Raw genomic sequence first — 24,456 nt, 5'->3', positions numbered from 1 at the left:
CCGAGGGGGCGCGCCCAACCTCAGACGTTGCGCCGGTACTGGCCACCCACCTCGAAGAACGCCTCGGTGATCTGGCCCAGCGTGCACACCCGCGCCGCGTCCACCAGCACCTCGAACACGTTCTCCCCGGCCGTGGCGGCCTCCTTCAGCCTGCGCAGCGCGGGCTCGGCCTCCCCGGCGTGCGCGGCGGCGAACGCCCGGGTCCGCTCGACCTGGGACCGCTTCTCGTCCTCGGTGGCGCGGGCCAGCTCGATCGTCACCGGTTCGCGTGAACCGCCCTCGGGCAGGAACGTGTTCACGCCGATCAGCGGCAGCGAACCGTCGTGCTTGCGCTGCTCGTAGAGCATCGACTCGTCCTGGATGCGGCCGCGCTGGTAGCCGGTCTCCATCGCGCCCAGCACGCCGCCGCGCTCCGACAGCCGGTCGAACTCGGCGAGCACCGCCTCCTCGACCAGGTCGGTGAGCTCCTCGACGACGAACGAGCCCTGGAGCGGGTTCTCGTTCATCGACAGGCCCCACTCCTTGTTGATGATGAGCTGGATGGCCATGGCGCGGCGCACCGAGGACTCCGTCGGCGTGGTGATGGCCTCGTCGTAGGCGTTGGTGTGCAACGAGTTCGTGTTGTCGTACAGCGCGCACAGCGCCTGCAACGTGGTGCGGATGTCGTTGAAGTCCATCTCCTGCGCGTGCAGCGACCGCCCGGAGGTCTGCACGTGGTACTTGAACTTCTGCGAACGCTCGTTGGCGCCGTAGCGCTCGCGCATGGCGACCGCCCAGATGCGCCGCGCCACCCGGCCGATCACGCTGTACTCGGCGTCCATCCCGTTGGAGAAGAAGAACGACAGGTTGGGCGCGAAGTCGTCGATGTCCATGCCCCTGGCCAGGTACGACTCGACGTAGGTGAACCCGTTGGCCAGGGTGAAGGCGAGCTGGCTGATGGGGTTCGCCCCGGCCTCGGCGATGTGGTAGCCGGAGATCGACACCGAGTAGAAGTTGCGCACGTCGTTGCGGATGAACCACTCCTGGATGTCGGCCATCATCCGCAGCGAGAACTCGGTGGAGAAGATGCAGGTGTTCTGGCCCTGGTCCTCCTTGAGGATGTCGGCCTGCACGGTGCCGCGCACGGTGGCCAGCGCCCGCGCCCTCAGCTCCCGGGCCTCCGCCTCGGACGGCTCGCGGCCGTGCTCGGCGCGGAACCCGTCGACCCGCTGGTCGACGACGGCGTTGAGGAAGAACGCCAGGATGGTCGGCGCGGGCCCGTTGATGGTCATCGACACCGACGTGGTCGGCGAGGTCAGGTCGAACCCGTCGTAGAGCGCCTTCATGTCGTCCAGGGTCGCGATGGAGACGCCGGACGTGCCGATCTTGCCGTAGACGTCCGGCGGGGTGCCGGGGTCGCGGCCGTAGAGCGTCACCGAGTCGAACGCGGTGGACAGCCGGGTCGCCTCCGAGCCCTGCGAGAGGTACTTGAACCGCCGGTTGGTGCGGAACGCGTCGCCCTCGCCGGCGAACATCCGCGCCGGGTCCTCGCCCTCGCGCTTGAACGGGAACACGCCCGCCGTGTAGGGGAACCGGCCGGGCAGGTTCTCCGAGCGCAGGAACCGCAGCAGCGTGCCCTCGTCCTCGTAGCGGGGCAGCGACACGCGGCGGACCCGGTTGCCCGACAGCGTCTCCCTGGTCAGCCTGGTGCGGATCTCCCGGTCGCGCACGCGGACCACCAGCTCGTCGCCGCTGTAGTCCTCGACCACCCGGGGCCACCGCGCCAGCAGCTCGGCGGCCTCGGCGTCGACGTGCGCCTCGGCCGATTCCAGCAGCGAGGTGATCGCGGTGGTGTCGTGGCCGGCGGACTCCAGCTCGGCGCGCGCCGCGCGCAGGTGCGCGACCCGGCGCACCGCGTCCACGTGCGTCTCGGTCGCCCGGTGGTAGCCGCGCACGGTCTCCGCGATCTCGGCCAGGTAGCGGGCGCGGGAGGCGGGCACCACGGTGGCCGCCGCCGTCGACACCTTGCCGGTCGCCGCGGGCAGCGCGCCCTCACCGGTGGCCAGCCCGCGCTGCGCCAGCCCGTCGCGCAGGTGCTGGTAGAGCGCCGTCACGCCGTCGTCGTTGAACGTCGCCGCGGACGTGCCGAACACCGGCATGTCCTCCCAGGAGGCGCCGAACGCCTCCCGGTTGCGCACCAGCTGGCGGGCGACGTCCCGGCGGGCGTCCTCGGCGCCCCGGCGCTCGAACTTGTTGATCGCCACCGCGTCGGCGTAGTCCAGCATGTCGATCTTCTCCAGCTGCGACGCGGCGCCGAACTCGGGCGTCATCACGTACAGCGAGAGGTCGACGAACGGCACGATCGCCGCGTCGCCCTGGCCGATGCCCGGCGTCTCCACCACGACCAGGTCGAACCCCGCCGCGCGGCAGGCCAGGATCGCGTCGGACAGGCCGTCGGGCACCTCGGAGCCCGCGCGGCGGGTGGCCAGGGACCGGAAGAAGACCCGGTCGCCGTCCAGGCAGTTCATCCGGATGCGGTCGCCGAGCAGGGCGCCGCCGCCCTTGCGTCGCGTCGGGTCGACGGCGAGCACCGCGATGCGCAGCTTGTCCTGCTGGTCGAGCCGGAACCGGCGGACCAGCTCGTCGGTCAGCGAGGACTTGCCGGAGCCGCCGGTGCCGGTGATGCCGAGCACCGGCACGGTCCGCGAGCCGGCCGCCGCGACCATGCGCGCGCGCACGTCGTCGGGCAGCCCGCCCGCCTCGATGAGGGTGATGGCGCGGGCCAGCACGTCGTCGGCGCCGGTGAACAGGGCGTCCCAGGACGAGGGCGGGCGCTCGGCGAGCGGGTGGTCGCACGCCTCGACCATGGTGTTGATCATGCGGGCGAGGCCGAGCCGCTGGCCGTCGGCCGGGGAGAAGATGCGCGTCACGCCCCGCGAGTGCAGCAGCTCGATCTCCTCGGGCACGATGACGCCGCCACCGCCGCCGAAGACCTTGACGTGGCCCGCGCCGCGCTCGTGGAGCAGTTCCACCAGGTAGGTGAAGTACTCGACGTGGCCGCCCTGGTAGGCGCTGATGGCGATGCCCTGCACGTCCTCCTGGACCGCCGCGTCGACGACCTCGCGCACGGACCGGTTGTGGCCCAGGTGCACGACTTCCGCGCCCTGCGACTGGAGGATGCGGCGCATGATGTTGATCGCCGCGTCGTGCCCGTCGAACAGGCTCGCCGCGGTGATGAAGCGGACCGGGTGCTGCGGGGCGTGCAACGGGGTGGCGGTCACGACGGCTCCTCCGGCATCGGCGACTGCCACCAGATTACTAGGACATCCATCTATCGGAAGTAATACCTAAGTGTGGCCCGCGTCACCGCGACCCGGGGAACCGGCACCGCCCCCTCCCCGGGTCGCGGCGGACCTCACGCATGCGGCCGGAGGAGTCGCTCATCCTCGCACCCCCGGCAACCCTCCCCGGTCACCACCCGGTAACCGCGGGCGGCCGACGTCAGCGTCACGTGGTGGTGCCAGCCCCGGAACGAGCGGCCCTCGAAGTGCAGCAGGCCGAACTCCTCGGCCAGCCCGGCCACCTCCGCCCCGACGCGCGCCTCGGCGTTCAGCAGCTCCACCAGGCCCCGGAGCCCGACGGGCCCCGGGTTGGCGATCCAGACCGCCCGCGGCCGGTCCTCGCCGACCGGCCACTCGGCCAGCACGTGCCGGGGCCGCCCGCCACCCGCCCGCGCGTGCCCCGGCAGGGTCGTCGTCACGAAGGCCGACGCGGTGACCGCGCCGGTCGCCCCGTCGCGCCGGGGCAGCGCGGTCCGGCCGCGCCCGGCCGCCGCGGCGACGAGCTGCCCGACGGTGCGGGACCCGTTCGGCGCGCCGACCAGGTTCACCGGCAGCACCGGCGTGGTGGCGGAGACCCGCGCCAGGTACCGCATCCCCCGCTCCTCCAACCCGCCGAGCAGCGGCAACGCGTCCCGGTCACCGCTGAGGTCCACCACGACGGGCGCGACGGGCAACCCCCAGGAGCCCGCCATCTCGTCGAAGCACTCCAGCGGGTACTGCCACGCGCGCCTGGACCGCTCGCCCTCCGGCACCCGGCTCTTGGCGCGCCGCACCACGTCGTCGTCCCACGACTCCGGCAGGAGCAGCCGCCAGTCCACCGGCACCGCGCCCCGGTCGCCGACGAGGAACACGCCGACGGCGCGCTGGCAGTTCAGCACCCGGCGCGCCGAGGGCGCGTACTGCCTGGCCACGCCCACCGAGCTGCCCCCGTTCTTGGGGAACGCCACCTCGCGCACCACCCACGCGCGCGGCCGCACGACCCGGTTCACCAACTCGGCCAGGCGCTGCCGCACCGGGGCCCACGGCCACGGGCTCTGGTTGACGAACTGCTGCAACGACTGGCCGGCGTCGCGGCCGACCACCTCCTCGGAGATGCGCCTGATCGACTTGCGCCCCGGGACGAGGAGCAGCCCCCTGACGTAGACCTCGGCCCAACGGCGCTGGTCGGACCTCCCCAGGGTCTCGAACAGCTCGTCGCAGAACTCGGACAAGCCGGGCGTTCCACGCGGTTCGGCCTCGTTGGTCGCTCGTTCCCCCATGCCTTTCGTCCCCCTCCGGCGATCGGACAGCCGCGAGGCGCGCCCGATCCAGGGCCGCCCCGCGCTCCGTCAGCAAGGCACACTCGCCCCGGGGGACGTTCAAGGCGCCACCGACCCGCCATCGCCGGACCCGGGCTCACCAGCCCGGCGTTCACCAGCCCGGCCGTCACCGCGTCCGACACCGCCGGCCCGATCTCACCTACCCGGCCTCACCTACCCGGCCTCACCGGCCCGGTGCGGCACCGACCCGGTGCGGCCGACCTGGCCTCCACCGACCTGGTCCCGCACGCCGGCGTCAGCCCCGTCGTGATCACCCCGACTCCCCCAGGAGCACCGGCCCTCCCGACCGGTCGCCCGCGAGCCCCATGCTCCACCCGCGGACCATGACACATCTTCGACTTCGACCGCCGGTGAAATGCCCCCAATGGCCTTGACGACACCGGCGCCCCTCCAGGCAGACGCGCACCACCAGCCCGTTCGGCGCCAACTCCCAGGTCGAACGGACCACCCGACCGGCACGTGCCCACCCAGAACGAACATTACCTGGATTCCGCCCCGCGGAAAGTGAATACTCTCGCCAATTCGAACAATATTCGTCTTTCTTCGTGCTACCGGCCAGTAGACGCACCGTCTCACCACCCGGTCCAGCGACCCGTCCACCCCGTTCGGGTCGTTTCGCGACCCTGCTCGAACCTGATTACGATCACGCGTGTAACTTGCGTCCAAAAGGGGTAGAGGGACGTCCATGAGCAGCACACCGATCTACGACGAGCTGGCCGCCATCCTGCTCGCCGACAACCCGGCGGCGGCCGATCCGGCTCCGCAGCACCAGGCCGAGCAGGCCGCGGAGGAACCGGCCAAGCAGGCCCGGCCCGGCGGCCGGCGGCGCAAGCCCGAACCGGAAGCCTGAGCCTACAGCTTCCCGACCTCCCGGGTCGAACAGGCGTTCGACCCTCGCGTTATGCTGCACGCATGCAGGTGTCGCTGTTCGACGACGGCGCCGATCCCGCACTGCGCCCCCTGACCGCCCTCCGGCGGACCGCCCTGGACGACGGCGCGTGGGTCGACGTGCTCCCCGGCTGGCTCACCGGCGCGGACGCGGTGTTCCAGCACCTGGCCGACCAGGTCCCGTGGCGGGCCGAGCGCCGGAAGATGTACGAGCGCGTAGTCGACGTACCCCGCCTGCTCTCCTTCTACGACGAGCAGGCGCCCCTGCCGCACCCGGTCCTGATCGAGGCGCGCACCGCCCTCAGCGACCGGTACCGCGACGAACTGGGCGAACCGTTCCGCACCGCCGGCCTCTGCTACTACCGCGACGGCCGCGACAGCGTCGCGTGGCACGGCGACACGATCGGCCGCGGCGCGACGCACGACACGATGGTGGCAATCCTGTCCGTCGGCACACCGCGAACCCTGGCCCTACGACCACGCGGCGGCGGCACAACCGTGAAGTACGCCCTGGGACACGGCGACCTGATCGTCATGGGCGGCTCCTGCCAGCGCACCTGGGAACACGCGATACCCAAGGCGAACAGGCCGACAGGCCCGCGCATCAGCATCCAATACCGCCCGCGCGGAGTGCGCTGACCCGCTGTTCGTCCACAGTGGAGCGTAACCACAACCGCGAAGCAGCCCCCTGCTCCCACCCCTCCCACACCTTCCCCTTGCCTGCCTTCGTCCTCCCGCCAGCCCTTCCCCTCTCCCCTCTCCTCCCTCTCCCCCTCCCTCGCCAGGTGATCGCCTCCACTCCTGCATGGACCTAAAGGCGTACAACCCTCTATATCCTTCGACAAGGTCAACTCATGGCCTTAGCCAGAAGATCAACCACCGCATCCCTCCGTAACCTCGAAGCCATGACAACACTCCTCATGGCCCAAGCGAATCCAGACATCTCGATACCGGACATCCCCGACCTGAGCGCCGAGTGGTACCTGGACATGGCGACCTGGGCGGCGTCGACCCCCGGTTGGGTGCGATCCCTGATCGCCTTCATGACCGAGGCCCTGATCGTCGTCTTCCTGGTCCTGTTCCTGGTCGTGTGGTGGCGAGCGCGCCGCCGACCACCTGTGGCGTACCGCCGGGCCTTATTGGCACCGGTCGTGATAGGAGCCGCCTACCTGTTGAGCGAGGCGGTGAAACTGGCCTGGCAACAGGATCGCCCGTGCCGGGCGCTGGGCGAAGTCGGCACCATCATCACCTGCCCGGACCTGGGCGACTGGTCGTTCCCCAGCAACCACTCGACGATCGCGGGAGCCTCCGCGATGGCGATCCTGTGGTCGAGCAGGGCGCTGGGCGCGCTGGCCCTCGCGACCGCCGTCCTCGCCGCCGCTTCCAGGGTGCTGGTGGGCGTCCACTACCCGCACGACGTGGTGGTGGGCTTGCTGTTCGGCGCCGCAGTGGCCACCGCCATCCCCCTGCTGGCCCGACTACCACTCCCCGTGCCAGGCAACCGCTTCATGAAGGAGTCCCTCCCGCTCGCACCTCCACCCCCACCCGCGTCCTCTGTGGAGCACACGGTGCGCTTACCACGTTGAGCGATCAAGGCCGGTCGACCCGCTGGTCACCGCCCTCCGCTGCTAGCCGGTCACCGCACCCTCCGGCTGCTAGCCGGTCACCGCGCCTTCCCGCTGCTCGCCGGTCACTGCGCCACAACGCTTTCAGCCATGAAGCGCTTGCCAACGCAGCCCCGGTAAGCTGATCCGCCACTCGCCGGCGGACGCGCGTCGCCCCAGCGCGGGAACGCCACCACACCACACCCGCACGGGGCCGTCCTCCAGGCCGTCCCTCTCACCGGAAGGCGTGAACGATCGACCAGATGTTGACAGTGCGCGCCCTGCTCCTGTGGGCGGTCACGGCCATCCCGGTGCTGTGGGCGGCGGCCACGTCGAGCCCCGAGCGCATCACCTGGTGGCAGGCGGGCGGGTGCCTGGCGGTCTTCACCGGTCTGCTCGTGCTGGTCCGCCACCGGCCCATCACGGCGCTGGCGCTGGCTCTCGCCGCCTGGCAGGTGAGCTTCTTCGCGCACGTGGAGCGGGACACCACGGTCGCCGTGTTCGCGGCGGCGGGTGGGCTGGTCGCGCTCGGGTTCCTCGCCGGCCGCAACGTCGAGGATGAGCGGTGGGGCGTGGTGGCCTTCGCGGCCGCCGTGGTCACGGAGGTGGTCGTGGCGGTGGTGCTGGGCATCGGCCCGGACACGACCGTGGCCGGGGTGGCGTCGCTCGGGGTGCTGGCCGTCGTGCCGTGGTCGTTCGGGCGGTATCGGCGCGGGCTCACCGAGCTGCTCGGCGCAGCGTGGGAGCGGGCCGCGGTGCTGGAGCGGGACGCGGCGGAGGCGCGGACCCAGGAACGGACGCGGCTGGCGGCGGAGATGCACGACCTGGTGGGCCACGAACTGGCGCACGCGGCGTTGCGGGTCGGCGCGCTGGAGGTCGACCAGACCCTGTCGCCGGCGCACCGGGAAGCGGTCCGCGAGGCCCGCGCCGCGGTGACGACGGCGGCCGAGCGGCTGGCCGACGTGGTGAGGTTGCTGCGGTCCGAGCGGAACGCGGCCGAGGAGTCGGTGGAGGAGGTGGTGGAACGGGCCCGGAGGTCCGGGATGCGGGTGGAGTTGGAGGTGCGGGGTGCGGCAACGCCGGACCAGGTCATCACGCGGACCATCCACCGGGTGGTCACCGAGGCGGTCACCAACGCGATGAAGCACGCCGCGGGCGCGGCGGTGGCGGTCGTGCTCGACCATCGCGGCGACTGCACCGAGGTGCGGGTGTCCAACGGGCCGGGCAGGCCGGGTGCGCCCAGGACCGGGGGTGGCGGGCGCGGGCTGCTGGGGTTGAACGAGCGGGTCGCGCTGGTCGGTGGCGAGCTGACCGTGCGGTGGCCCGAGGACGGTGGGTTCGAGCTGGTCGCCCGGGTGCCGGACCGCCCGGCCTCGGCGCGGTCGACGGACGCGATGACGCAGGTCCTGCGGCTGCGGGCGCAGGTGCGGGCTCGGATGGACACGCGTCGCGCCGTGCGGCTCGCGGTCGGGGTGACGTCGGTGGCGGTGCTCGGCGTGCTCGGGTACCGGGTGTACGACGCGGCGGGTTCGACGCTGTCCCCCGAACGGTTCGCCGAGCTGCGGATCGGGCAGGCCGAGGCGGAGGTCGCCGCGCTGCTGCCGGGCCGGACGCGTGCCGAGGACACCGGCGGTGACAGGCCGGGAGGGTCGGTGTGCCGCCTCTACAGCACGCACCCGAACCCGTTCGACGAGCACCGCCACGACCGGTACCGCTTGTGCTTCCGCGACGGCGCGCTGGTGGCCAAGGACCTGCTCATCCGCGACCCGTGAGGCAGGATGCCGGACATGATCAAGGTGGTGCTCGCCGACGACGAGGCGATCGTGCGCGTCGGGGTCCGGGCGGTGCTCGCCTCGGCGGACGACGTGGAGGTGGTGGCGGAGGCCGACAACGGGCGGTCGGCGGTGGACCTCGTGCTGAGGCACCGACCGGACGTCGCGGTCCTGGACATCCGGATGCCGCAACTGTCCGGCCTCGACGCGGCGGCGGAGATCCGGCGGGTCGCCGAGGGCACGGCGACGTTGATCCTCACCACGTTCGCCGAGGACTCCTACATCTCCAGGGCGCTCGGCGAGGGCGCGAGCGGTTTCGTGCTGAAGACCGGCGACCCGCACGAGCTGATCGCGGGCGTGCGGGCGGTGGCCGCCGGCGCGGCCTACCTGTCACCGCTGGTCGCCAGGCGGGTGGTGGACCACCTGTCCGGCGTCGGCCCCCGGCTGCGGGCGGCGGATCGGGTGGCGGTGCTGACCGAGCGGGAGCGGGAGGTGCTGGGCCTGGTCGGGGCGGGGCTGTCCAACAGCGAGATCGCCGTCCGGATCCACGTCGTGGAAGGAACCGTGAAGGTCTACGTCAGCTCGATCCTCAAGCGGCTGGACCTGCGCAACCGCGTCCAGGCGGCGATCGCCGCCCACGAGGCGGGCCTGATCCCGACCGACACCTGACCTCAACCGGCACCTGGAGCCGACTGATCCCTGGGGCCGGCCGACACCTGGAGCCGACCGACACCTGGAGCCGACCGACACCTGGAGCCGACCGACACCTGGAGCCGACCGACACCTGGAGCCGACCGACACCTGGAGCCCTTATCGGCACCGGGGCTCAACCGGTCTGGTGATCACCGGAACGGTGGACGGTCATGTCGGCGCGCTCGACGTCCTGGCCGCAGCAGGCGCACACCAGGCGGACGTCGATGCGACCACCGCAGTCGTTGTGCTCGGCCACGCTCGGCGGCCCCGCTTCACCCGCCAGGTAGTGGTCGCCCCACTCCATCAGCGCCAACAGCACCGGGGCGAGTCGTCGCCCCTTGGCTGTCAGCCGGTACTCGTGGCGCGGTGGCCGGTCCTGGTACGGCACGCGCTCCATCACGCCGTGGTCGACCAGGCCGTTGAGGCGGTCGCTGAGCACGTTGCGCGCGATCGGCAAGCGGTTCAGGAAACCGTCGAACCGGGTCACGCCGTGGAAGGCGTCGCGCACGATCAACAACGTCCACCGCTCGCCGACCACTTCCAGCGAACGGGCAATCGAACAGACCTGGCCGTCGTACGTGCGTCGAAGCATCTGCGCATGATAACCACGAGTTTCGCAAAGAAACTCACTCATCCGATGATCCGATCACGGGCTGTGACTGTCGCGGGAGGGCACCTGCGCGGACCGTGATGGCAAGCCCTCCGCACCGCCGTCGCAACCACGTCGAATTGATCTCGATCATCGTGTGGCGCCCGAGGAAGTCGCGCGAGCAGCGATTCCCACGACGGGGTGGCGCTGCGCACGGCGCCGGCGGCGGTGCTCACGTGGACCCCGCAGTCCGAAGTGGACCTCGACCACAAGATCGCTGCGAGACGAGAGGTCGAGCCCGGACCAACGCCCGAAGCGGAGCAGAGATGAGAGCGGCGGCGCTGTGGCTCGCCGATCCGCGCCGGCAGGCGTCGAGCGCGCGGCGGGCGAGGGTCCCCGGCTTCGGCAACACCCGGCGGGTGCCAATGGGAGGACGTGACGTCCCGGGCTCGACAGGTGGACCTGCTCCGGTCGGCTCATGGACTGCTGGACCGGATGCGTCCACATCGGACGCGGACATCCCCCGGTCGCGGTAGTTCCGGTCACGCGTCGGCAGTTCGGCCACGTCGTGGTTCGATCACGCACGGCAGCCCGGTTCGGAGTTCGACGGGCCGCCTGGTGGCCAGGTTCGACGGTCGGCAGCCCGGTTGACGGCCAGATCCGGCGGTTGGTGGCGTGGTTCGGCGGCCCGGCTCGGCAGTCGGTGCGGCGGTGGCCGTGGTGCGTGCAGCGCAGCACGTGCCGCGCGGCGCATACGGCTCAGCGCATACGCTCCAGCGCATACGGCTCGGCGCATACGGCTCGGCGCGCACCGCTCAGTGGCCGGCCTTCGGCCCCTAGAACTCGGCCAGCTCCTCACGCGCCTTGGCGCACTCGACGGTCAGGCCGGAGTCCACCGCGTGGCTGATCTCGGCCAGCACGCGCAGCTGCTCGGGCGTCAGCACGTCGAACAGGTGCTCGCGCACCGCGGTGACGTGGCCGGGGGCCGCCGACTCCAGTGCGGTGTGGCCGGGGCCGGTGAGGGCGGCGATCGACCCGCGCCGGTCCGACGCGCAGGCCCGCCGCTCGACCCAGCCCTCCTTCTCCAGCCGGGCCACCGCGTGGGACAGCCGCGACCGCGAGGAGTGGCAGACCGCGGCCAGCTCGCTCATGCGCAGGGCGCGGTCCGGCGCCTCGGACAGCGCGACCAGGATCTCGTAGTAGGCCATGGGCATCCCGGAGTCCCGCTGGAGCTGCCGGTCCAGGTGCTCGGTGAACTTGGTCACGGCGGTCATGAAGCCACGCCAGACCTGTTGCTCCTCGGCGCTCAACCACCGCACTTCGCTCATGGTTCCCCATCATAGGTTGTTGTTGAACCCTCAACCAGGATGCGCTATGTTCTGTTGAGAGTTCAACCAAGACAATCGACACAAGGGACCGACCATGACCTCGACCCAGATCCCCGGCTACCTCGTCGGCACGTGGGCCATCGACCCCGTGCACTCCGACGTCTCGTTCGTCGTCCGCCACCTGGGTGTGTCCAAGGTCCGCGGCCACTTCGGCACGTTCGAGGGCACCATCGTGACCGCCGAGAACCCGCTGGAGTCCACGGTCACGGCCAAGATCGACACCAAGTCGATCGACACGCGCAACGAGCAGCGCGACGCCCACGTCAGGGGCGAGGACTTCCTGGACGTCGAGAAGTACCCGGAGCTGACCTTCACCTCCACCGGCGTGCGCGCGCACGGCGAGGGCTTCCTGGTGGACGGCGAGCTGTCCTTCCACGGCGTGACCAAGGCCGTGGCGCTGGAGCTGGAGGTGAACGGCTTCGGCGACGGGTTCGAGGGCGCCAAGGTCGCGGGCTTCTCCGCCTCCACCGAGATCAGCCGCAAGGAGTTCGGCGTGACCGGCGGCCCGGCCGGCGCCGTGGTCGGCGACAAGATCACCATCCTGCTGGAGATCGAGGCCACCAAGCAGGGCTGAACCCCCGCTGAACCCTGCGTGAACCGAGGGCCCGCCGGAGCACCCGGCGGGCCCTCGGCGCAACCGGTTCTGCACGATCGGGGCGCCTCGGCGCAACCGGTTCTGCACGATCGGGGCGCCTCGGCACAGCCGGGTCGGCACGATCAGAGCGCCTCGGCACAGCCGGGTCGGCACGATCAGAGCGCCTTGGCGCACCCAGGTCTGCACGATCGGGGCGCTGTTCCCCCCGCAGAGTCATTTCGATACGGTCCCTCGACGCGACGACCGCACGTGAACCGGGCCACGTGTTCACCCGTAGTAGGTCTTGAAGCCGGAGTTGGACACAGTCCGCTCACAGTCGTAGACCACGTGGGTGACAACGGACGCCGTCATGGCACCATCTGGCGCAACACGCGCCGGACGCAGGCGAGGAGGGACCCGCGTGAACGCCAAAACCGAACAGGTCGACGACCTTCGGCTCGTCGCGCTGCCTACCGCGGTGAACGTCGCGGACATGTTCGTGCGCTTCTCGCTGGGCGAGTGGCGCCTGCGGGCCATGCAGGACGAGGCCGCCCAGACCGTGCGCCGCCTGGTCGGCGCGGCCGTCGAGATCGCCGACCGGCGCGCCCCGGGCTTCCTGCTGATCCGGCTGCGGCTGTCGGGCAGCCACCTGGTGGTGGAGGTCGAGGGCAACCGCGTCGCGCTGCCGCCGGAGCTGGCGAGCGGGCGCGCGGGCCTGGTCGACCTCACCGCGGGCGGCCACCTGGCGTGGTGCGAGCTGCCGCTGCCGTCGGGCATGGACGCCTCGGCCGTGCCGCTGCCGCGCCGCGAGCCGCGCCGCTCCCCCGCCGCCGAGCAGATGGGCGACGAGCCGGACGTGGACCCGGAGGTCATCCAGCGCATCCTCTACGGCCTGGGCGGCGGCGCCCGCACCGACTGACCCCGCGCGAGTCGTACCCACAAGACGCGCGAGTCGTACGTCCAAGACCCGCGTGTCGTACGTCCAGGACAGGTGAGTTGCGCGTTCGGGTCAGGCCACACCACCTGCCGGCGGTGTCGAGCCGAGCCTGAACGTTGAACTCGGGGGTCCTGGACGTACGACGCGGTGGGTCTGGACGTACGACTCGCGGGGTCAGGGGCGGGTTAGGGCTGTCAGGGCCAGGGTTAGGACTGCCAGGCCGCACCAGGAGGCCAGTGGCAGGCGTTCGTGGAGGACCACCACGCCCAGGACGGCCGCCACGGCGGGTTCGGCCAGGGTGAGGGTCGTCGCGGTGGCGGCGCTGGTGTGCCGCAGGCCTAGGCCGAACAGCAGGTAGGCCAGGAACGTGGTGAACAGCGCCAGGTGGGCCGTCACCCCCAGGCCCGCCGGGGTGGCGAGCCAGCCCGTGCCCAGCCACCACAGCAGCGGCGCTGTGAGCAGGGACGCGCCGCCGAACACCGTGCCCACCACGGCCCGGGACGGGTGGCCCAGGCCGATCAGGTGCGCGCAGACCACCGAGTACGCGGCGTAGGACAGGCCCGCCACGAGTGCCAGCGCCACGCCGACCAGGTCTACGTGCGCGCCGCCGCCGCCCAGCACGAGCGCCGCGCAGCCGGCGACGGCGGTCGACGTGAGCAGGGGGCGCGTGCGCACGCCCAGCACGATCGGCGCGGTCGCCAGCGCCACGGTGGTGGCCACCGCCACACCGGTGCGCTCCACCGCCGGGTAGAACGCCAGCACGTAGCCCGCCACGGTCACCGCGCCGAGCAGCAGCAGCCGCCGGTCCGCGGTGCGCAGCACCGATCGCGCGCCGCGCGCGGTCAGGAACAGCAGCAGCCCGCCGAGCACCAGGCCGGCCGCGCCGACGGCCGCGGCGGGCGCCGAGGCCGGTGCGAAGGAACTGGCGGTGCCTGTGGTGCCCCACAGCAGGCACGCCGCCAGGATCGGCAGCGGGCCGGTGGTGAAACGAGGACGTGCTCGTACGGCAAGGGTCGACAACGGGATCTCCGTTCGCGGGAAGACCGGGTAGGTGGGCGCGAACGGGCGCGGCACTGCCGAGCAGGTGCCGGTGGTGAAGACCAACCGGTGGAGACCAACTGGTGAAGATCAGCCGGTAAGGATCAGCCGGTGGTGGTCAGCCGGTGAAGATCAGCCGGTGGTGGCGCGCCCGGTCAGGAGCACGGCGGGGGCAGGACCACATGCCAGTGGGTGTTCACGATCCGCATCTTACCGAACCCGGACGGCGGTACCCTGGGGATCATGGACGTCGGCGTGGCGGACGACTTGCTGCGGCGGTCTCTGGTGGTGCACAAGTTCGCGGTCGAGGAGCTCATGACGAAGCTCCGCATCCTCAGCGAGGAGTTCGACCTCGTCCACCGCCACGACCCCATCGAGCACGTCACCCAGCGCGTCAAGCGGCCCGACGCGATCCTGGACAAGCTCCGGCGCAAGGGCCTGCCCGCCGACCTGGCGCTGGCCGCCGAGCACCTGGACGACGTGGCGGGCGTGCGCGTGGTCTGCCCCTTCGTCTCCGACGTGTACCGGGTGCGCGACATGCTGGCCCGCCAGAGCGACCTGGAGATCCTCAGGACGAAGGACTACGTCGCCGAGCCCAAGCCCAACGGCTACCGCAGCCTGCACCTGATCGTGCGCATCCCGGTGTTCTTGTCCGACCGGGTGGAGCACGTCAAGGTCGAGGTGCAGCTGCGGACCATCGCCATGGACTTCTGGGCCACGCTGGAGCACAAGCTGTACTACAAGTACGACGACCAGGTGCCCGCCGGCTTCGTGGAGGAGCTGACCAACACCGCCGCCATCGCGGCCGAGTTGGACGCCCGCATGGAGGCGCTGCACCTGGAGGTCCAGCGGGACGACTGACGCCCGCGCCCCGTGACGCGCCGGTACATTTCGAACACGCACCGCGACCGACGTGTTCAACGCTACGGGGCGGTAGCCACAAACGACGCTTCCGGGACGTGGTTACGGCCCTCGGGAGAATTTTTTGGAGAAGCAGTCCAATTAGGGCAGAATGAACTTCACGTGCCCGCTGGGTGGACAGCTTACGCCCCCTGCAACCGTTGCCACGCGACTGCGAATAACCCTCGCATACTGGGCTTCCTTTACGAGACTGGCCAGTCCAAACCGACCGATCGAGTGAAACGCACAACACTTCACCGAACGTGCTGTTACCCGGCGGCGAAATTACCCGCGACATTTACGTAAATGCTCCGTTCGGCGGTCGCGACGATCCGGTAACGACAGTCAACGTTGGGTCTGCAGCCGGCCTGGCTCATTCTCAGAGGATCAGGATGGACACCCAGAAGATCTCCGCTCGATTAGCGGCACTCGCCCGTGCCCACGGCGTGCCCGGCCTCCAGTTCGCCGTGCACCGCGCCGGCCGGACCTGGACCCACGAGGTCGGCCTGCCCGGCGACGCGGCGGTTCCCGTCGGCTCCATCACCAAGACGTTCACCGCGACCGTCGCCATGGCCCTGGTCTCCGACGGCGACCTCGACCTCGACGCGCCGCTGTCCGACCACCTCCCCTCGGTGGAGGACGAGCTGACCCTCCGCCACCTCCTCAGCCACACCGGCGGCCTGCCGTCGGACCCGGAGGACGTGCGCACCACCTCGCTGCGCCGCCACGTGGAGCAGGCGGTCCGCGACCTGGACCTGCTGCACCCGCCCGGCGAGGGCTTCTCCTACTCCAACATCGGCTACTCCCTGGTCGGCCACCTCATCGAGGTGGCTACCGGCATGTCCTGGTGGGAGGCCGTGGACGCGGTCCTGCTCCGCCCGCTGGGCATCCGGCCGCGGTTCACCGCCGGCCCGGGCGCCGGCGCCGGCGTCGCCCCCGGCCACGCCGTGAACGCGGGCACGGGTCGCGCGGTCCCGGTCGAGCAGTCGCTGGCCCTGGTCGACGCGCCGGCGGGCGCCCTGGCGGTCAGCGCGACCGACCTGGTGACCTTCGGCCGCATGCTGGGCGGCGCCGCGCCACACCTGATCGACCCCGACGAACTCGAACTGATGCGCGCGCCCGTGCGGCACGCCGAGCCGTTCGGCATGGCCGACGGGTGGGGCCTCGGGCTCGCGCTGTTCCAGCGGGACGGGGTGCGCTGGGTGGGCCACGACGGCACCGCCGACGGCACCTCCTGCCACCTGCGGATCAACCCCGAGGACGGCACCGCGGTGGCCCTGACCACCGACGCGAGCAGCGGCTTCGCCCTGTGGCGCGACCTGGTCCCGGAATTGGCCGACGCCGGTCTGCCGGTGGGCGATTACGACGGAATGCGCAACCTGAACCACCGCATCCCGCCGCCCCGGGGCTGCACGGGCAGCTTCCGCAACGGGGACGTCGAATACGCCGTGCGGGCCGTGGACCGGGAGCGGCTGGCGCTCACCGTGGACGGCGAGCCGTTCGCCGACCTGTCCTTGTTCGACGGCCTGGTGTTCGCCATGCGGGATTCCGACACGGGCGACACCAACCAGACCGGGCGTTTCCTGCGGGACCCCGGCGACGGCAGCATCCAGTGGATCCAGATCGGCGGCCGACTGGCTCGCAAGCACATCTCGGAAATGGTCTGAAAATCACGTTTAGGCCCTCATAGAAGCGGGTACTGCGCGCCCGTTTGACCAGAAAGGCACTTCTCGCGATGACGCACGCCCAAAACCTGCCGGCAATGGTGGCCGCGCAGGCCTTGCGCACACCCGACGCGGCGGCAGTGGTGTCGGCCGAGGGGGCGGTGACCTACCGGGAGCTGGACGAGCGGGCCAACCGGCTCGCCCACCTGCTCATCGCCGAGGGCGCGCGTCGGGAACGGGTCGTGGCGCTGGCCATGCCGCGATCGGTGGAGATCGTGGTGGCGCGGCTGGCCGTGCTGAAGGCGGGCGCGGCCTACCTGCCGATCGACCCGGCCTACCCGGCCGAGCGGATCGCCTTCATGATCGCCGACGCGGACCCGCTGCTGGTGCTGGACGGGCCGCTGGACACCGCCGACCAGCCGAGCACCGCGCCCGAGGTGGACATCCGGCCGGACGACCCGGCGTACGTGATCTACACGTCCGGGTCGACCGGCCGCCCCAAGGGCGTGGTGGTCACCCACCGCGGCCTGCCCGCGTTCGCCGAGGCCGAGATCGGGCACTTCGACGTGCGGCCCGGCGACCGGGTGCTCCAGTTCTCCTCACCGAGCTTCGACGCGTCGGTGCTGGAGCTGTGCATGGCCCTGCCGGCGGGCGCGGCGCTGGTCGTGCCGCCGCCGGGGCCGCTGCTGGGCGAGCAGCTGGCCGAGGTGGTCGACGCGTTCGGCGTCACGCACGCGCTCATCCCGCCGGTGGCCATGGCGACCGTGCCGGACGTGCCGCTGCCGACCTTCCGCACGCTGATCGTCGGCGGCGACGCGTGCTCGCCCGACCTGGTGGAGCGGTGGGCGCCGGGCCGCCGCATGATCAACGCCTACGGGCCGACCGAGTCCACCGTGGTCACCTCGTGGAGCGAGCCGCTGACCCCCGGCGGCACGCCCCCGATCGGCAGGCCCGTCCCGGGCACCGAGGTGCGCGTGCTGGACGACGACCTCAGACCCGCCGCCGAGGGCGAGCTGTACGTCACGGGCCTCGGCCTGGCCCGCGGTTACCTGGGCCGGGCCGGGCTGACCGCGCAGCGGTTCGTGGCCGACCCGTTCGGCGCGCCGGGCGCCCGCATGTACCGGACCGGCGACGTGGTGCGCACCCGCGAGGACGGGCAGCTGGAGTTCGTCGGCCGCGCCGACCACCAGGTCAAGATCCGCGGCTTCCGGGTCGAGCCCGGCGAGATCGAGGCGCTGCTGCGCGAGCACCCGGCCGTCGAGCAGGCGCTGGTGGTCGCCCGGGACGAGCCCAAGCGGCTCGTGGCCTACGTCGTCGGCGCGACGGAGGGGCTGCGCGAGCACCTGGCCGCGAGCCTGCCCGACTACCTGGTGCCGTCCGCGTTCGTCGCGCTGGACGCGTTCCCGATGAGCCCCAACGGCAAGCTGGACCGCGGCGCGCTGCCCGCGCCCGTCGTCGGCGAGGCGCCCGCGGGCCACCCGGGCAGGGGCCACGCCGAGCCGCGCACCCCGGCCGAGCGGCGCGTCGCGGAGGTGTGGTCGGAGGTGCTGGGCGTGCCGCTGGTCGGCGCGCACGACGACTTCTTCGCCCTGGGCGGCGACTCGATCCTGGCCGTGCGCGCGCTGTCGCGGCTGGGCGGGCTGCCGGTGCGGGCGATGTTCGACCACCGCACGGTCGCCGAGCTGGCGCGGGCGCTGCCCGTGGACCGGTGCGCGCCCATCCCCCGGGCGCCGCGCGGCGAACCCCTGCCGCTGTCGCCGGCCCAGCGGCGGCTGTTCTCGCTCGACGGCACCGCCGAGCAGAACACCGCGGTGGGCCTGAGGCTGACCGGGCCGCTGGACGTGCCGCGCCTGGCCGCCGCCCTGGACGCGCTGGTCGACCGGCACGACGCCCTGCGCACCACCTTCGACGTGGTGGGCGACGAGCCGGTGCAGGTCGTCGCGCCCGGCGGCACGATCCCGCTGCGCGTGCTGCCGACCCCGACCGCGGACCCCGACCAGGGCGAACTCGGCCTGGACGAGCCGTTCGACCTGCGCCGCGGGCCCCTCACGCGGGCCGTGCTCGCGCCGCTGGGCCCCGACGAGCACCTGCTGGTCCTGGCGCAGCACCACATCGTCACCGACGGCTGGTCGGTGCAGGTGCTGGTGGAGGAGCTGGCCGAGCTGTACGCGGGCGGGCGGCCCGCGGACCCGGCCGTGCAGTACCCGGACTTCGCGGTGTGGGACCGGGGCAACCCCGACGGCGACGTGGCCTGGTGGCGCGACCGGCTGGCCGGCGTCGAGGCGCTGGACCTGCCCACCGACCGGCCCCGCCCGCCGCTGCGCACCACCCGCGGCGCGGTCGTGCGCCGCCCCCTGGACCGGGAGCTGGTCGACCGCCTCGCGGGCGTCGGCCGGGCCCACGACGCGACGCTGTTCATGACCCTCACCGCCGCGGTGCAGGTGCTGCTGTCCGCGCGCTCCCGGCAGCGGGACATCGCGGTCGGCACGGTCAGCTCCGGCCGGGACCGCGCGGACCTGGAGCGCGCGGTCGGGTTCTTCGTCCGCACCCTGGTGCTGCGCTCGTGGGTGGACCCGGACCTGCCGTTCACCGGGTTCCTGGACCAGGTGCGCGGCACCGCGCTGGACGCGTTCGCGCACGACGACGTGCCCTTCGACCGGGTCGTCGAGGAGCTGCGGCTCGACCCGGACCCCGGCCGCACGCCGCTGGTGCAGGCCGTGGTGGCGCTCCAGCAGCCGCTGGTGCGCGACGGCCGGTTCGGCGAGCTGACCGTCGCCGAGCACGACCTGCCGCGCCCGGTGGCGCGGTTCGACCTGGTGGTGGAGTTCTGGCCGCGCGAGGACGGCTCGCTGGCGCTGACCCTGGAGCACAGCACCGACCTGTTCGACACGGCGACCGTCGAGGCCCTGGGCGCGGACCTGGAGACCCTGCTGCGCCTGGTGGTCGAGGACCCGGACCGCCCGCTGCGCGGCCTGGCCGAGCTGGCCGACCTGGACCTGGACGGCCCGGGGGACGGCTCGGTCCGCGTGCGCGGCCTGCGCGTCGACCTCGGCGAGGTGGAGCGCGTGCTGAGGGAGCACGACGACGTGCTCGACGCGGCCGTGGCCCTGGTCGACCGGCGGCTGGTCGCCTACACCGTGCCCGCGGTGAACCCGGCCGTGCTGCGCGGTTTCCTGGAGCAGGTGCTGCCCGCGCACGCCGTGCCCACCGCGTTCGTCGGGCTCAACCGGCTCGACCGGGACGACCTGCCCGCGCCGCCCGCGGAACGCGCCGAGGTGCGCTACGTCGCGCCGCGCACGCCGGTCGAGGCGGTGCTGGCGGACGTGTTCGCCGAGGTGCTGGGCGCGGCCCGGGTCGGCGTGCGGGACAACTTCTTCGCCCTGGGCGGCGACTCGATCCTGGGCATCCAGGTGGTCACCCGCGCCCGGCGGGCGGGCCTGGTGCTCACCTCGCGGGACATCTTCGCCCACCAGACCATCGCCGCGATCGCGCCGCACGTGACCCGCGACCTGCCGCCCACCGCGGACCAGGGCCCGGTCACCGGCGACGCGCCGCTCACCCCGATCCAGCGCTGGTTCCTGCACGGCCACACCGTGCGGCCCGAGCACTTCGACCAGTCCGTGGTGGTGGACCTCGACGAGCTGCACGTGCCGTCCCTGCGCACGGCGCTCCGGGCGCTGGTCGCGCACCACGACGCGCTGCGCACCGGGTTCGAGGGCGACCTCCAGGTCGTCGCGCCGGTCGGTGACGTCGACCCGCTCGCCCTGGACCGCTTCGACCTCGCCACGGGCCCGCTGCTGCGCGCCGAGGTGGTCGGCGACCGGTCGGTCCGGCTCACCGCGCACCACCTCGTGGTCGACGGCGTGTCCTGGCGGGTGCTGGTGGAGGACCTGGCCACGGCGTACCGCCAGGCCCGCGAGGGCCGCAAGGTCCACCTCGGGCGGAAGACGACCTCCTTCCGCGACTGGGCGGCCAGGCTCGCCGAGCACGCCACGAGCGGGTTCGACGACGAGCTGGCGCACTGGGGCGCGGTGGCGGGGACCCCGACCGCCGTGCCCCGCGACCGGCGGGGGCCCAACACCGTCGGCTCGCAGCGCGAGGTCGCCGTGCGGTTCACCGCCGAGGAGACCGCGGCGCTGCTGCGCGACGTGCCGCCGGTGTACCGGACGCAGGTCAACGACGTGCTGCTGACCGCGCTCGGCCGCGCGCTGGCCGACTGGACCGGCCGCGACCGCGTCGTGCTGGACCTGGAGGGCCACGGCCGCGAGGAGCTGTTCGCCGACGTGGACCTGTCCCGCACGGTCGGTTGGTTCACCACGGTCTTCCCGGTGGCGCTGGACGTGCCCACCAGTGGTTGGGGCGCGGCGCTGAAGTCGGTGAAGGAGCAGCTCCGCGCGGTGCCCCGGCGCGGCATCGGCTACGGCGCGCTGCGCCACCTGGCCCGCACCGCGCCCGCCTGCGACCCGGACGTGAGCTTCAACTACCTGGGTCGGTTCGCCGAGGACCAGCGCGACCTCGAGCTGTCCGCCGACCCGGCCGCGCCGCGCCCGCACCTGCTGGACGTGGTCGGCCAGGTGCGCGGCGACCGCCTGGAGTTCACCTTCTTCTACAGCGACCAGGCCCACGACGAGGCCACCGTCCGGTCCCTGGCCGACGGGTTCGCCGCCGCGCTGCGCGGCATCGCGGCGCACTGCGCCGAGCCGGGCGCGGGCGGTCGCACGCCGAGCGACTTCCCGCTGGCGCGGCTCACCCAGGAGCAGGTGGACCGGATCGACGGCGAGGACGCCTACCCGCTGACCCCGATGCAGGCCGGCATGGTGTTCCACGGCCTCGGCGAGAAGGGCGTCTACTTCCAGCAGACCACGTTCGTGGTGGACGGGGTGACCGACTCGGCCGCGTTCGCCGGCGCCTGGCAGCGGGTGGTCGACCGGACACCGGCGCTGCGGTCGAGCGTGCTGTGGGAGGGCGTGGCCGAACCGCTCCAGGTGGTGCACGAGCGCGCCGAGGTGCCGGTCGCGTTCCTGGACTGGAGCGGCCTCGACGAGGCCGGTCGCGCCGGGCGGCTGCGCGAGCTGCTGGCGGAGGACCGCGAACGGGGCCTCGACCTGGCCGTCGCGCCGCTGATGCGGCTGACCGTCGCCCGGCTGTCGCCGACCACCGTGCAGGTGCTGTGGACCTTCCACCACGTGCTGCTGGACGGCTGGAGCGTCTTCCACGTGCTGTCCGACGTGCTCGACCGGGGCGAGCTGCCCGAGCGCCGCCCGTTCCGCGACTACGTGGCGTGGCTCGCCGAGCAGGACGGCGCGGCGGCCGAGGCGCACTGGCGGCGCGCGCTGGGCGACTTCGACTCGCCGACGCCGCTGCCCGCCGACCGCCCCGCCGAGCACGGCACGTCGTCGCGGCGGCTCCCGTTGGAGCTGACCGTGGAGGAGTCGGCGCGGCTGTACGGGTTCGCCCGCGAGCACCGCGTCACGCCGAGCGCGATCGTGCAGGCCGCGTGGGCGCTGCTGCTGGCCCGCTCCGGCGGGCGGCGCGACGTGTGCTTCGGCGCGACGGTCTCCGGCCGGCCCGCCGACCTGCCCGGCGTGGACGACATCACCGGCATCTTCATCAACACCCTGCCGGTCCGGGTCGTGGTGGACGGCGCGGCCCCCGTCGCGGCGTGGCTGCGCGACCTCCAGGACGCCCAGGTCGAGTCGCGGCGGTTCGAGCACGTGCCGCTGACCTCGCTCCAGGCGTGGAGCGGGGTGGAGCGCGGCACGAACCTGTTCGACAGCGTGGTGGTGTTCGAGAACTACCCGGCCGACCTGGCCGAGGGCATGGGCCTGCGCGAGCTGTCCGCGGTGGAGAGCACCAGCTTCCCGCTCAGCGCCACGGTCTACCCGGAGGAGCGGCTGGGCGTCCTGCTGGGCTACGAGCCGGCGATGTTCGACGTGGCGACCGTCGAGCGGCTGGCGCGGCGGCTGCGGACCCTGCTGGTGGAGCTGGTCGCGGACCCGGACCGGCCGGTGGCCGAGGTGCCGTGGCTGTCCGACGCCGAGGTGCGCCAGGTGCTCGTCGACTGGAACGGCACGGCGGACGGGGCCGTGGACGACACCATCCCGTCGCTGTTCGCCTCCCAGGCCGCGCTCGCGCCCGACGCGCCCGCCGTGACCTGCGCCGGTGAGACGCTGAGCTACCGGGAGCTGGACGAGCGGGCCAACCGGCTCGCCCACCACCTCGTGGCCGCCGGCGCCGGACCGGAAACCCTGGTGGCGCTCAAGTTCCCGCGCTCCCTCGACCTGGTCGTCGCGGTGCTGGGCGTGCTCAAGTCGGGCGCGGCATACCTGCCGATCGACCCCGACTACCCCGCCGACCGCGTCGCCTACGTCATCGAGGACTCGCGGCCGGTCCTGACGCTGGACGCGCTGCCGGACCTCACCGGGCTGCCCGCCACCGCGCCGGACGTGCCGCTGCACCCGGAGAACACCGCCTACGTGATCTACACGTCGGGTTCGACCGGCAAGCCCAAGGGCGTGGTCATCCCCCACGCCAACGTCGTGCGCCTGTTGACCCGGACGGACCAGTGGTTCGGCTTCGGCCCGGACGACGTGTGGACCCTGTTCCACAGCTACGCCTTCGACTTCTCCGTCTGGGAGCTGTGGGGACCGCTGCTCCACGGCGGGCGGCTCGTCGTGGTGCCGTTCGAGGTCACCCGCTCGCCGCGGGACTTCGCGCGCCTGGTCGTCGACGAGGGCGTGACCGTGCTCAACCAGACGCCGTCGGCGTTCTACCAGCTGCTGGCCGAGGCTCCCGAGCTGCCGTCGGTGCGGTACGTGGTCTTCGGCGGCGAGGCGCTGGACGTGCGCAAGGTGGAGTCGTGGCGCGGGCCCGGCGCGTTGATCAACATGTACGGCATCACCGAGACCACCGTCCACGTCACCTGGACCCACGCCGACGGCACCATCGGCGTCCCCATCCCCGACCTCCGCGTCTACGTGCTCGACGAAGACCTGAAACCGGTTCCGCCCGGCGTGGTCGGCGAGATGTACGTGGCCGGCGCGGGCCTGGCCCGGGGCTACCTCAACCGGCCCGGCCTGACCGCCTCGCGGTTCGTCGCCAACCCGTTCGGCGAGCCCGGCGAGCGCATGTACCGCAGCGGCGACCTCGCCCGCTGGGGTGATGGGAAGCTCGACTACCTGGGCCGAGCGGACCAACAGGTGAAGGTTCGCGGGTTCCGGGTCGAACTCGGTGAGGTCGAAGCGGCCCTGCGGGCGCATCCCCACGTGTCCCAGGTCGTTGTAGTGGTGAACGAGCACCGCTTGGTGGCGTACTTCGTGCCGGACAAGCCGACTACGGCAACGGAGCTGCGCGAGCACACGACCAGGGTCCTGCCCGACCACATGGTCCCGGCGGCGTTCGTCGCACTGGAGAAACTGCCGTTGACCGCGAACGGCAAGCTGGACCGCGTCGCGCTCCCCGCGCCCGAGCGCGACGCGGTCACCTCCACCGACTACGTGGCACCCCGCACCGAGACCGAGGTCGCCCTCGCCGACATCTGGGCCGACGTGCTCGGGGTCGAGCGGATCGGCGTGGAGGACAGCTTCTTCGCGCTCGGCGGCGACTCGATCCGCAGCCTGCACATCACCTCCCGCACCAAGGCGGCGTTCGACGTCGACCTGTCCCCTCGTGACGTCCTCACCGCCCGCACCGTGGCCGCCCTCGCCGACCTGGTCGAGGAGCTGGTGCTGGCGGACCTCGAAGCCCTCGCCGACACGGAAGCGTGACCGC

At 72.5% G+C, this 24,456-nt stretch carries 15 protein-coding genes; 10 read left to right on the top strand and 5 right to left on the bottom strand.

All coding sequences use genetic code 11. The annotated features are described in order from the left end of the window. Positions 1 to 20: 20 nt before the first annotated feature. Positions 21 to 3,260, bottom strand: a complete 3,240-nt coding sequence (gene icmF, locus ABD223_RS22710) for a fused isobutyryl-CoA mutase/GTPase IcmF (protein ID WP_344038402.1) — start codon at positions 3,258 to 3,260, stop codon at positions 21 to 23. 134 nt (positions 3,261 to 3,394) lie between these two features. Further along, positions 3,395 to 4,579 carry an IS701 family transposase gene (locus tag ABD223_RS22705; protein ID WP_344038401.1) on the bottom strand — a complete coding sequence of 395 codons (1,185 nt, stop codon included), beginning with the start codon at positions 4,577 to 4,579 and terminating at the stop codon, positions 3,395 to 3,397. A 745-nt stretch (positions 4,580 to 5,324) separates the two neighbouring features. On the opposite strand from ABD223_RS22705, the gene ABD223_RS22700 reads away from it, so the two are divergent. The 5 genes from ABD223_RS22700 to ABD223_RS22680 all read left to right on the top strand — a co-directional run bounded on the left by ABD223_RS22700 (position 5,325) and on the right by ABD223_RS22680 (position 9,572). Further along, the gene (locus ABD223_RS22700) at positions 5,325 to 5,489 is read left to right on the top strand and encodes a hypothetical protein (RefSeq protein WP_344038400.1); all 165 of its coding nucleotides are present in this window, start codon (positions 5,325 to 5,327) and stop codon (positions 5,487 to 5,489) included. A gap of 62 nt (positions 5,490 to 5,551) precedes the next feature. Next, positions 5,552 to 6,166 carry an alpha-ketoglutarate-dependent dioxygenase AlkB gene (locus ABD223_RS22695; RefSeq protein WP_344038399.1) on the top strand — a complete coding sequence of 205 codons (615 nt, stop codon included), beginning with the start codon at positions 5,552 to 5,554 and terminating at the stop codon, positions 6,164 to 6,166. A gap of 266 nt (positions 6,167 to 6,432) precedes the next feature. Further along, positions 6,433 to 7,113: a phosphatase PAP2 family protein gene (locus ABD223_RS22690; protein WP_344038398.1), complete on the top strand. Its 681-nt coding sequence runs from the start codon at positions 6,433 to 6,435 to the stop codon at positions 7,111 to 7,113. Between the two features lie 281 nt (positions 7,114 to 7,394). After that, positions 7,395 to 8,903 (top strand): sensor histidine kinase, encoded by a 1,509-nt coding sequence (locus ABD223_RS22685; protein WP_344038397.1) that lies wholly within the window; start codon positions 7,395 to 7,397, stop codon positions 8,901 to 8,903. A 15-nt stretch (positions 8,904 to 8,918) separates the two neighbouring features. Then, a complete protein-coding gene (locus ABD223_RS22680) occupies positions 8,919 to 9,572 on the top strand; it encodes a response regulator transcription factor (RefSeq protein WP_344038396.1) in 654 nt (217 codons plus the stop codon). Between the two features lie 157 nt (positions 9,573 to 9,729). Here the strand turns inward: ABD223_RS22680 and ABD223_RS22675 are convergent, their stop codons facing one another. Further along, positions 9,730 to 10,188: a winged helix-turn-helix transcriptional regulator gene (locus ABD223_RS22675; protein ID WP_344038395.1), complete on the bottom strand. Its 459-nt coding sequence runs from the start codon at positions 10,186 to 10,188 to the stop codon at positions 9,730 to 9,732. An 833-nt stretch (positions 10,189 to 11,021) separates the two neighbouring features. Then, on the bottom strand, positions 11,022 to 11,513 hold the full coding sequence (locus ABD223_RS22670) for a MarR family winged helix-turn-helix transcriptional regulator (protein ID WP_344038394.1): 492 nt from the start codon (positions 11,511 to 11,513) through the stop codon (positions 11,022 to 11,024). A gap of 94 nt (positions 11,514 to 11,607) precedes the next feature. On the opposite strand from ABD223_RS22670, the gene ABD223_RS22665 reads away from it, so the two are divergent. Further along, entirely contained in the window at positions 11,608 to 12,147 is a 540-nt protein-coding gene (locus tag ABD223_RS22665) for a YceI family protein (RefSeq protein WP_344038393.1), read from the top strand. 421 nt (positions 12,148 to 12,568) lie between these two features. After that, a complete protein-coding gene (locus ABD223_RS22660; protein WP_344038392.1) occupies positions 12,569 to 13,066 on the top strand; it encodes an ATP-binding protein in 498 nt (165 codons plus the stop codon). A gap of 192 nt (positions 13,067 to 13,258) precedes the next feature. On the opposite strand, the gene ABD223_RS22655 is transcribed toward ABD223_RS22660, so the two are convergent. Beyond that, positions 13,259 to 14,188 (bottom strand): EamA family transporter, encoded by a 930-nt coding sequence (locus ABD223_RS22655; RefSeq protein WP_344038391.1) that lies wholly within the window; start codon positions 14,186 to 14,188, stop codon positions 13,259 to 13,261. Positions 14,189 to 14,365: 177 nt separating this feature from the next. Between ABD223_RS22655 and ABD223_RS22650 the strand changes: the two genes are divergently transcribed. The 3 genes from ABD223_RS22650 (at position 14,366) to ABD223_RS22640 (ending at position 24,452) form a co-directional block, all read left to right on the top strand. Further along, positions 14,366 to 14,983 (top strand): GTP pyrophosphokinase, encoded by a 618-nt coding sequence (locus ABD223_RS22650; RefSeq protein WP_344038390.1) that lies wholly within the window; start codon positions 14,366 to 14,368, stop codon positions 14,981 to 14,983. 431 nt (positions 14,984 to 15,414) lie between these two features. Next, positions 15,415 to 16,689, top strand: coding sequence for a serine hydrolase domain-containing protein (locus ABD223_RS22645; protein WP_344038389.1), 1,275 nt, complete (start codon positions 15,415 to 15,417; stop codon positions 16,687 to 16,689). Positions 16,690 to 16,787: 98 nt separating this feature from the next. Then, the gene (locus tag ABD223_RS22640; protein ID WP_425564008.1) at positions 16,788 to 24,452 is read left to right on the top strand and encodes an amino acid adenylation domain-containing protein; all 7,665 of its coding nucleotides are present in this window, start codon (positions 16,788 to 16,790) and stop codon (positions 24,450 to 24,452) included. Positions 24,453 to 24,456: the final 4 nt, after the last annotated feature.

This window comes from Saccharothrix xinjiangensis (genome assembly GCF_039527585.1).
GTDB lineage: Bacteria > Actinomycetota > Actinomycetes > Mycobacteriales > Pseudonocardiaceae > Actinosynnema > Actinosynnema xinjiangensis.
Note: the sequence above shows the minus strand (reverse complement) of the source record. Positions and strands in the feature narration are given on the sequence as shown.

Coding starts and splice junctions, on each gene's coding strand:
- ABD223_RS22705 (WP_344038401.1), bottom strand. CDS start 4,579: ATGGGGGAACGAGCGACCAACGAGGCCGAACCGCGTGGAACGCCCGGC.
- ABD223_RS22700 (WP_344038400.1), top strand. CDS start 5,325: ATGAGCAGCACACCGATCTACGACGAGCTGGCCGCCATCCTGCTCGCC.
- ABD223_RS22695 (WP_344038399.1), top strand. CDS start 5,552: ATGCAGGTGTCGCTGTTCGACGACGGCGCCGATCCCGCACTGCGCCCC.
- ABD223_RS22690 (WP_344038398.1), top strand. CDS start 6,433: ATGACAACACTCCTCATGGCCCAAGCGAATCCAGACATCTCGATACCG.
- ABD223_RS22685 (WP_344038397.1), top strand. CDS start 7,395: ATGTTGACAGTGCGCGCCCTGCTCCTGTGGGCGGTCACGGCCATCCCG.
- ABD223_RS22680 (WP_344038396.1), top strand. CDS start 8,919: ATGATCAAGGTGGTGCTCGCCGACGACGAGGCGATCGTGCGCGTCGGG.
- ABD223_RS22675 (WP_344038395.1), bottom strand. CDS start 10,188: ATGCTTCGACGCACGTACGACGGCCAGGTCTGTTCGATTGCCCGTTCG.
- ABD223_RS22670 (WP_344038394.1), bottom strand. CDS start 11,513: ATGAGCGAAGTGCGGTGGTTGAGCGCCGAGGAGCAACAGGTCTGGCGT.
- ABD223_RS22665 (WP_344038393.1), top strand. CDS start 11,608: ATGACCTCGACCCAGATCCCCGGCTACCTCGTCGGCACGTGGGCCATC.
- ABD223_RS22650 (WP_344038390.1), top strand. CDS start 14,366: ATGGACGTCGGCGTGGCGGACGACTTGCTGCGGCGGTCTCTGGTGGTG.
- ABD223_RS22645 (WP_344038389.1), top strand. CDS start 15,415: ATGGACACCCAGAAGATCTCCGCTCGATTAGCGGCACTCGCCCGTGCC.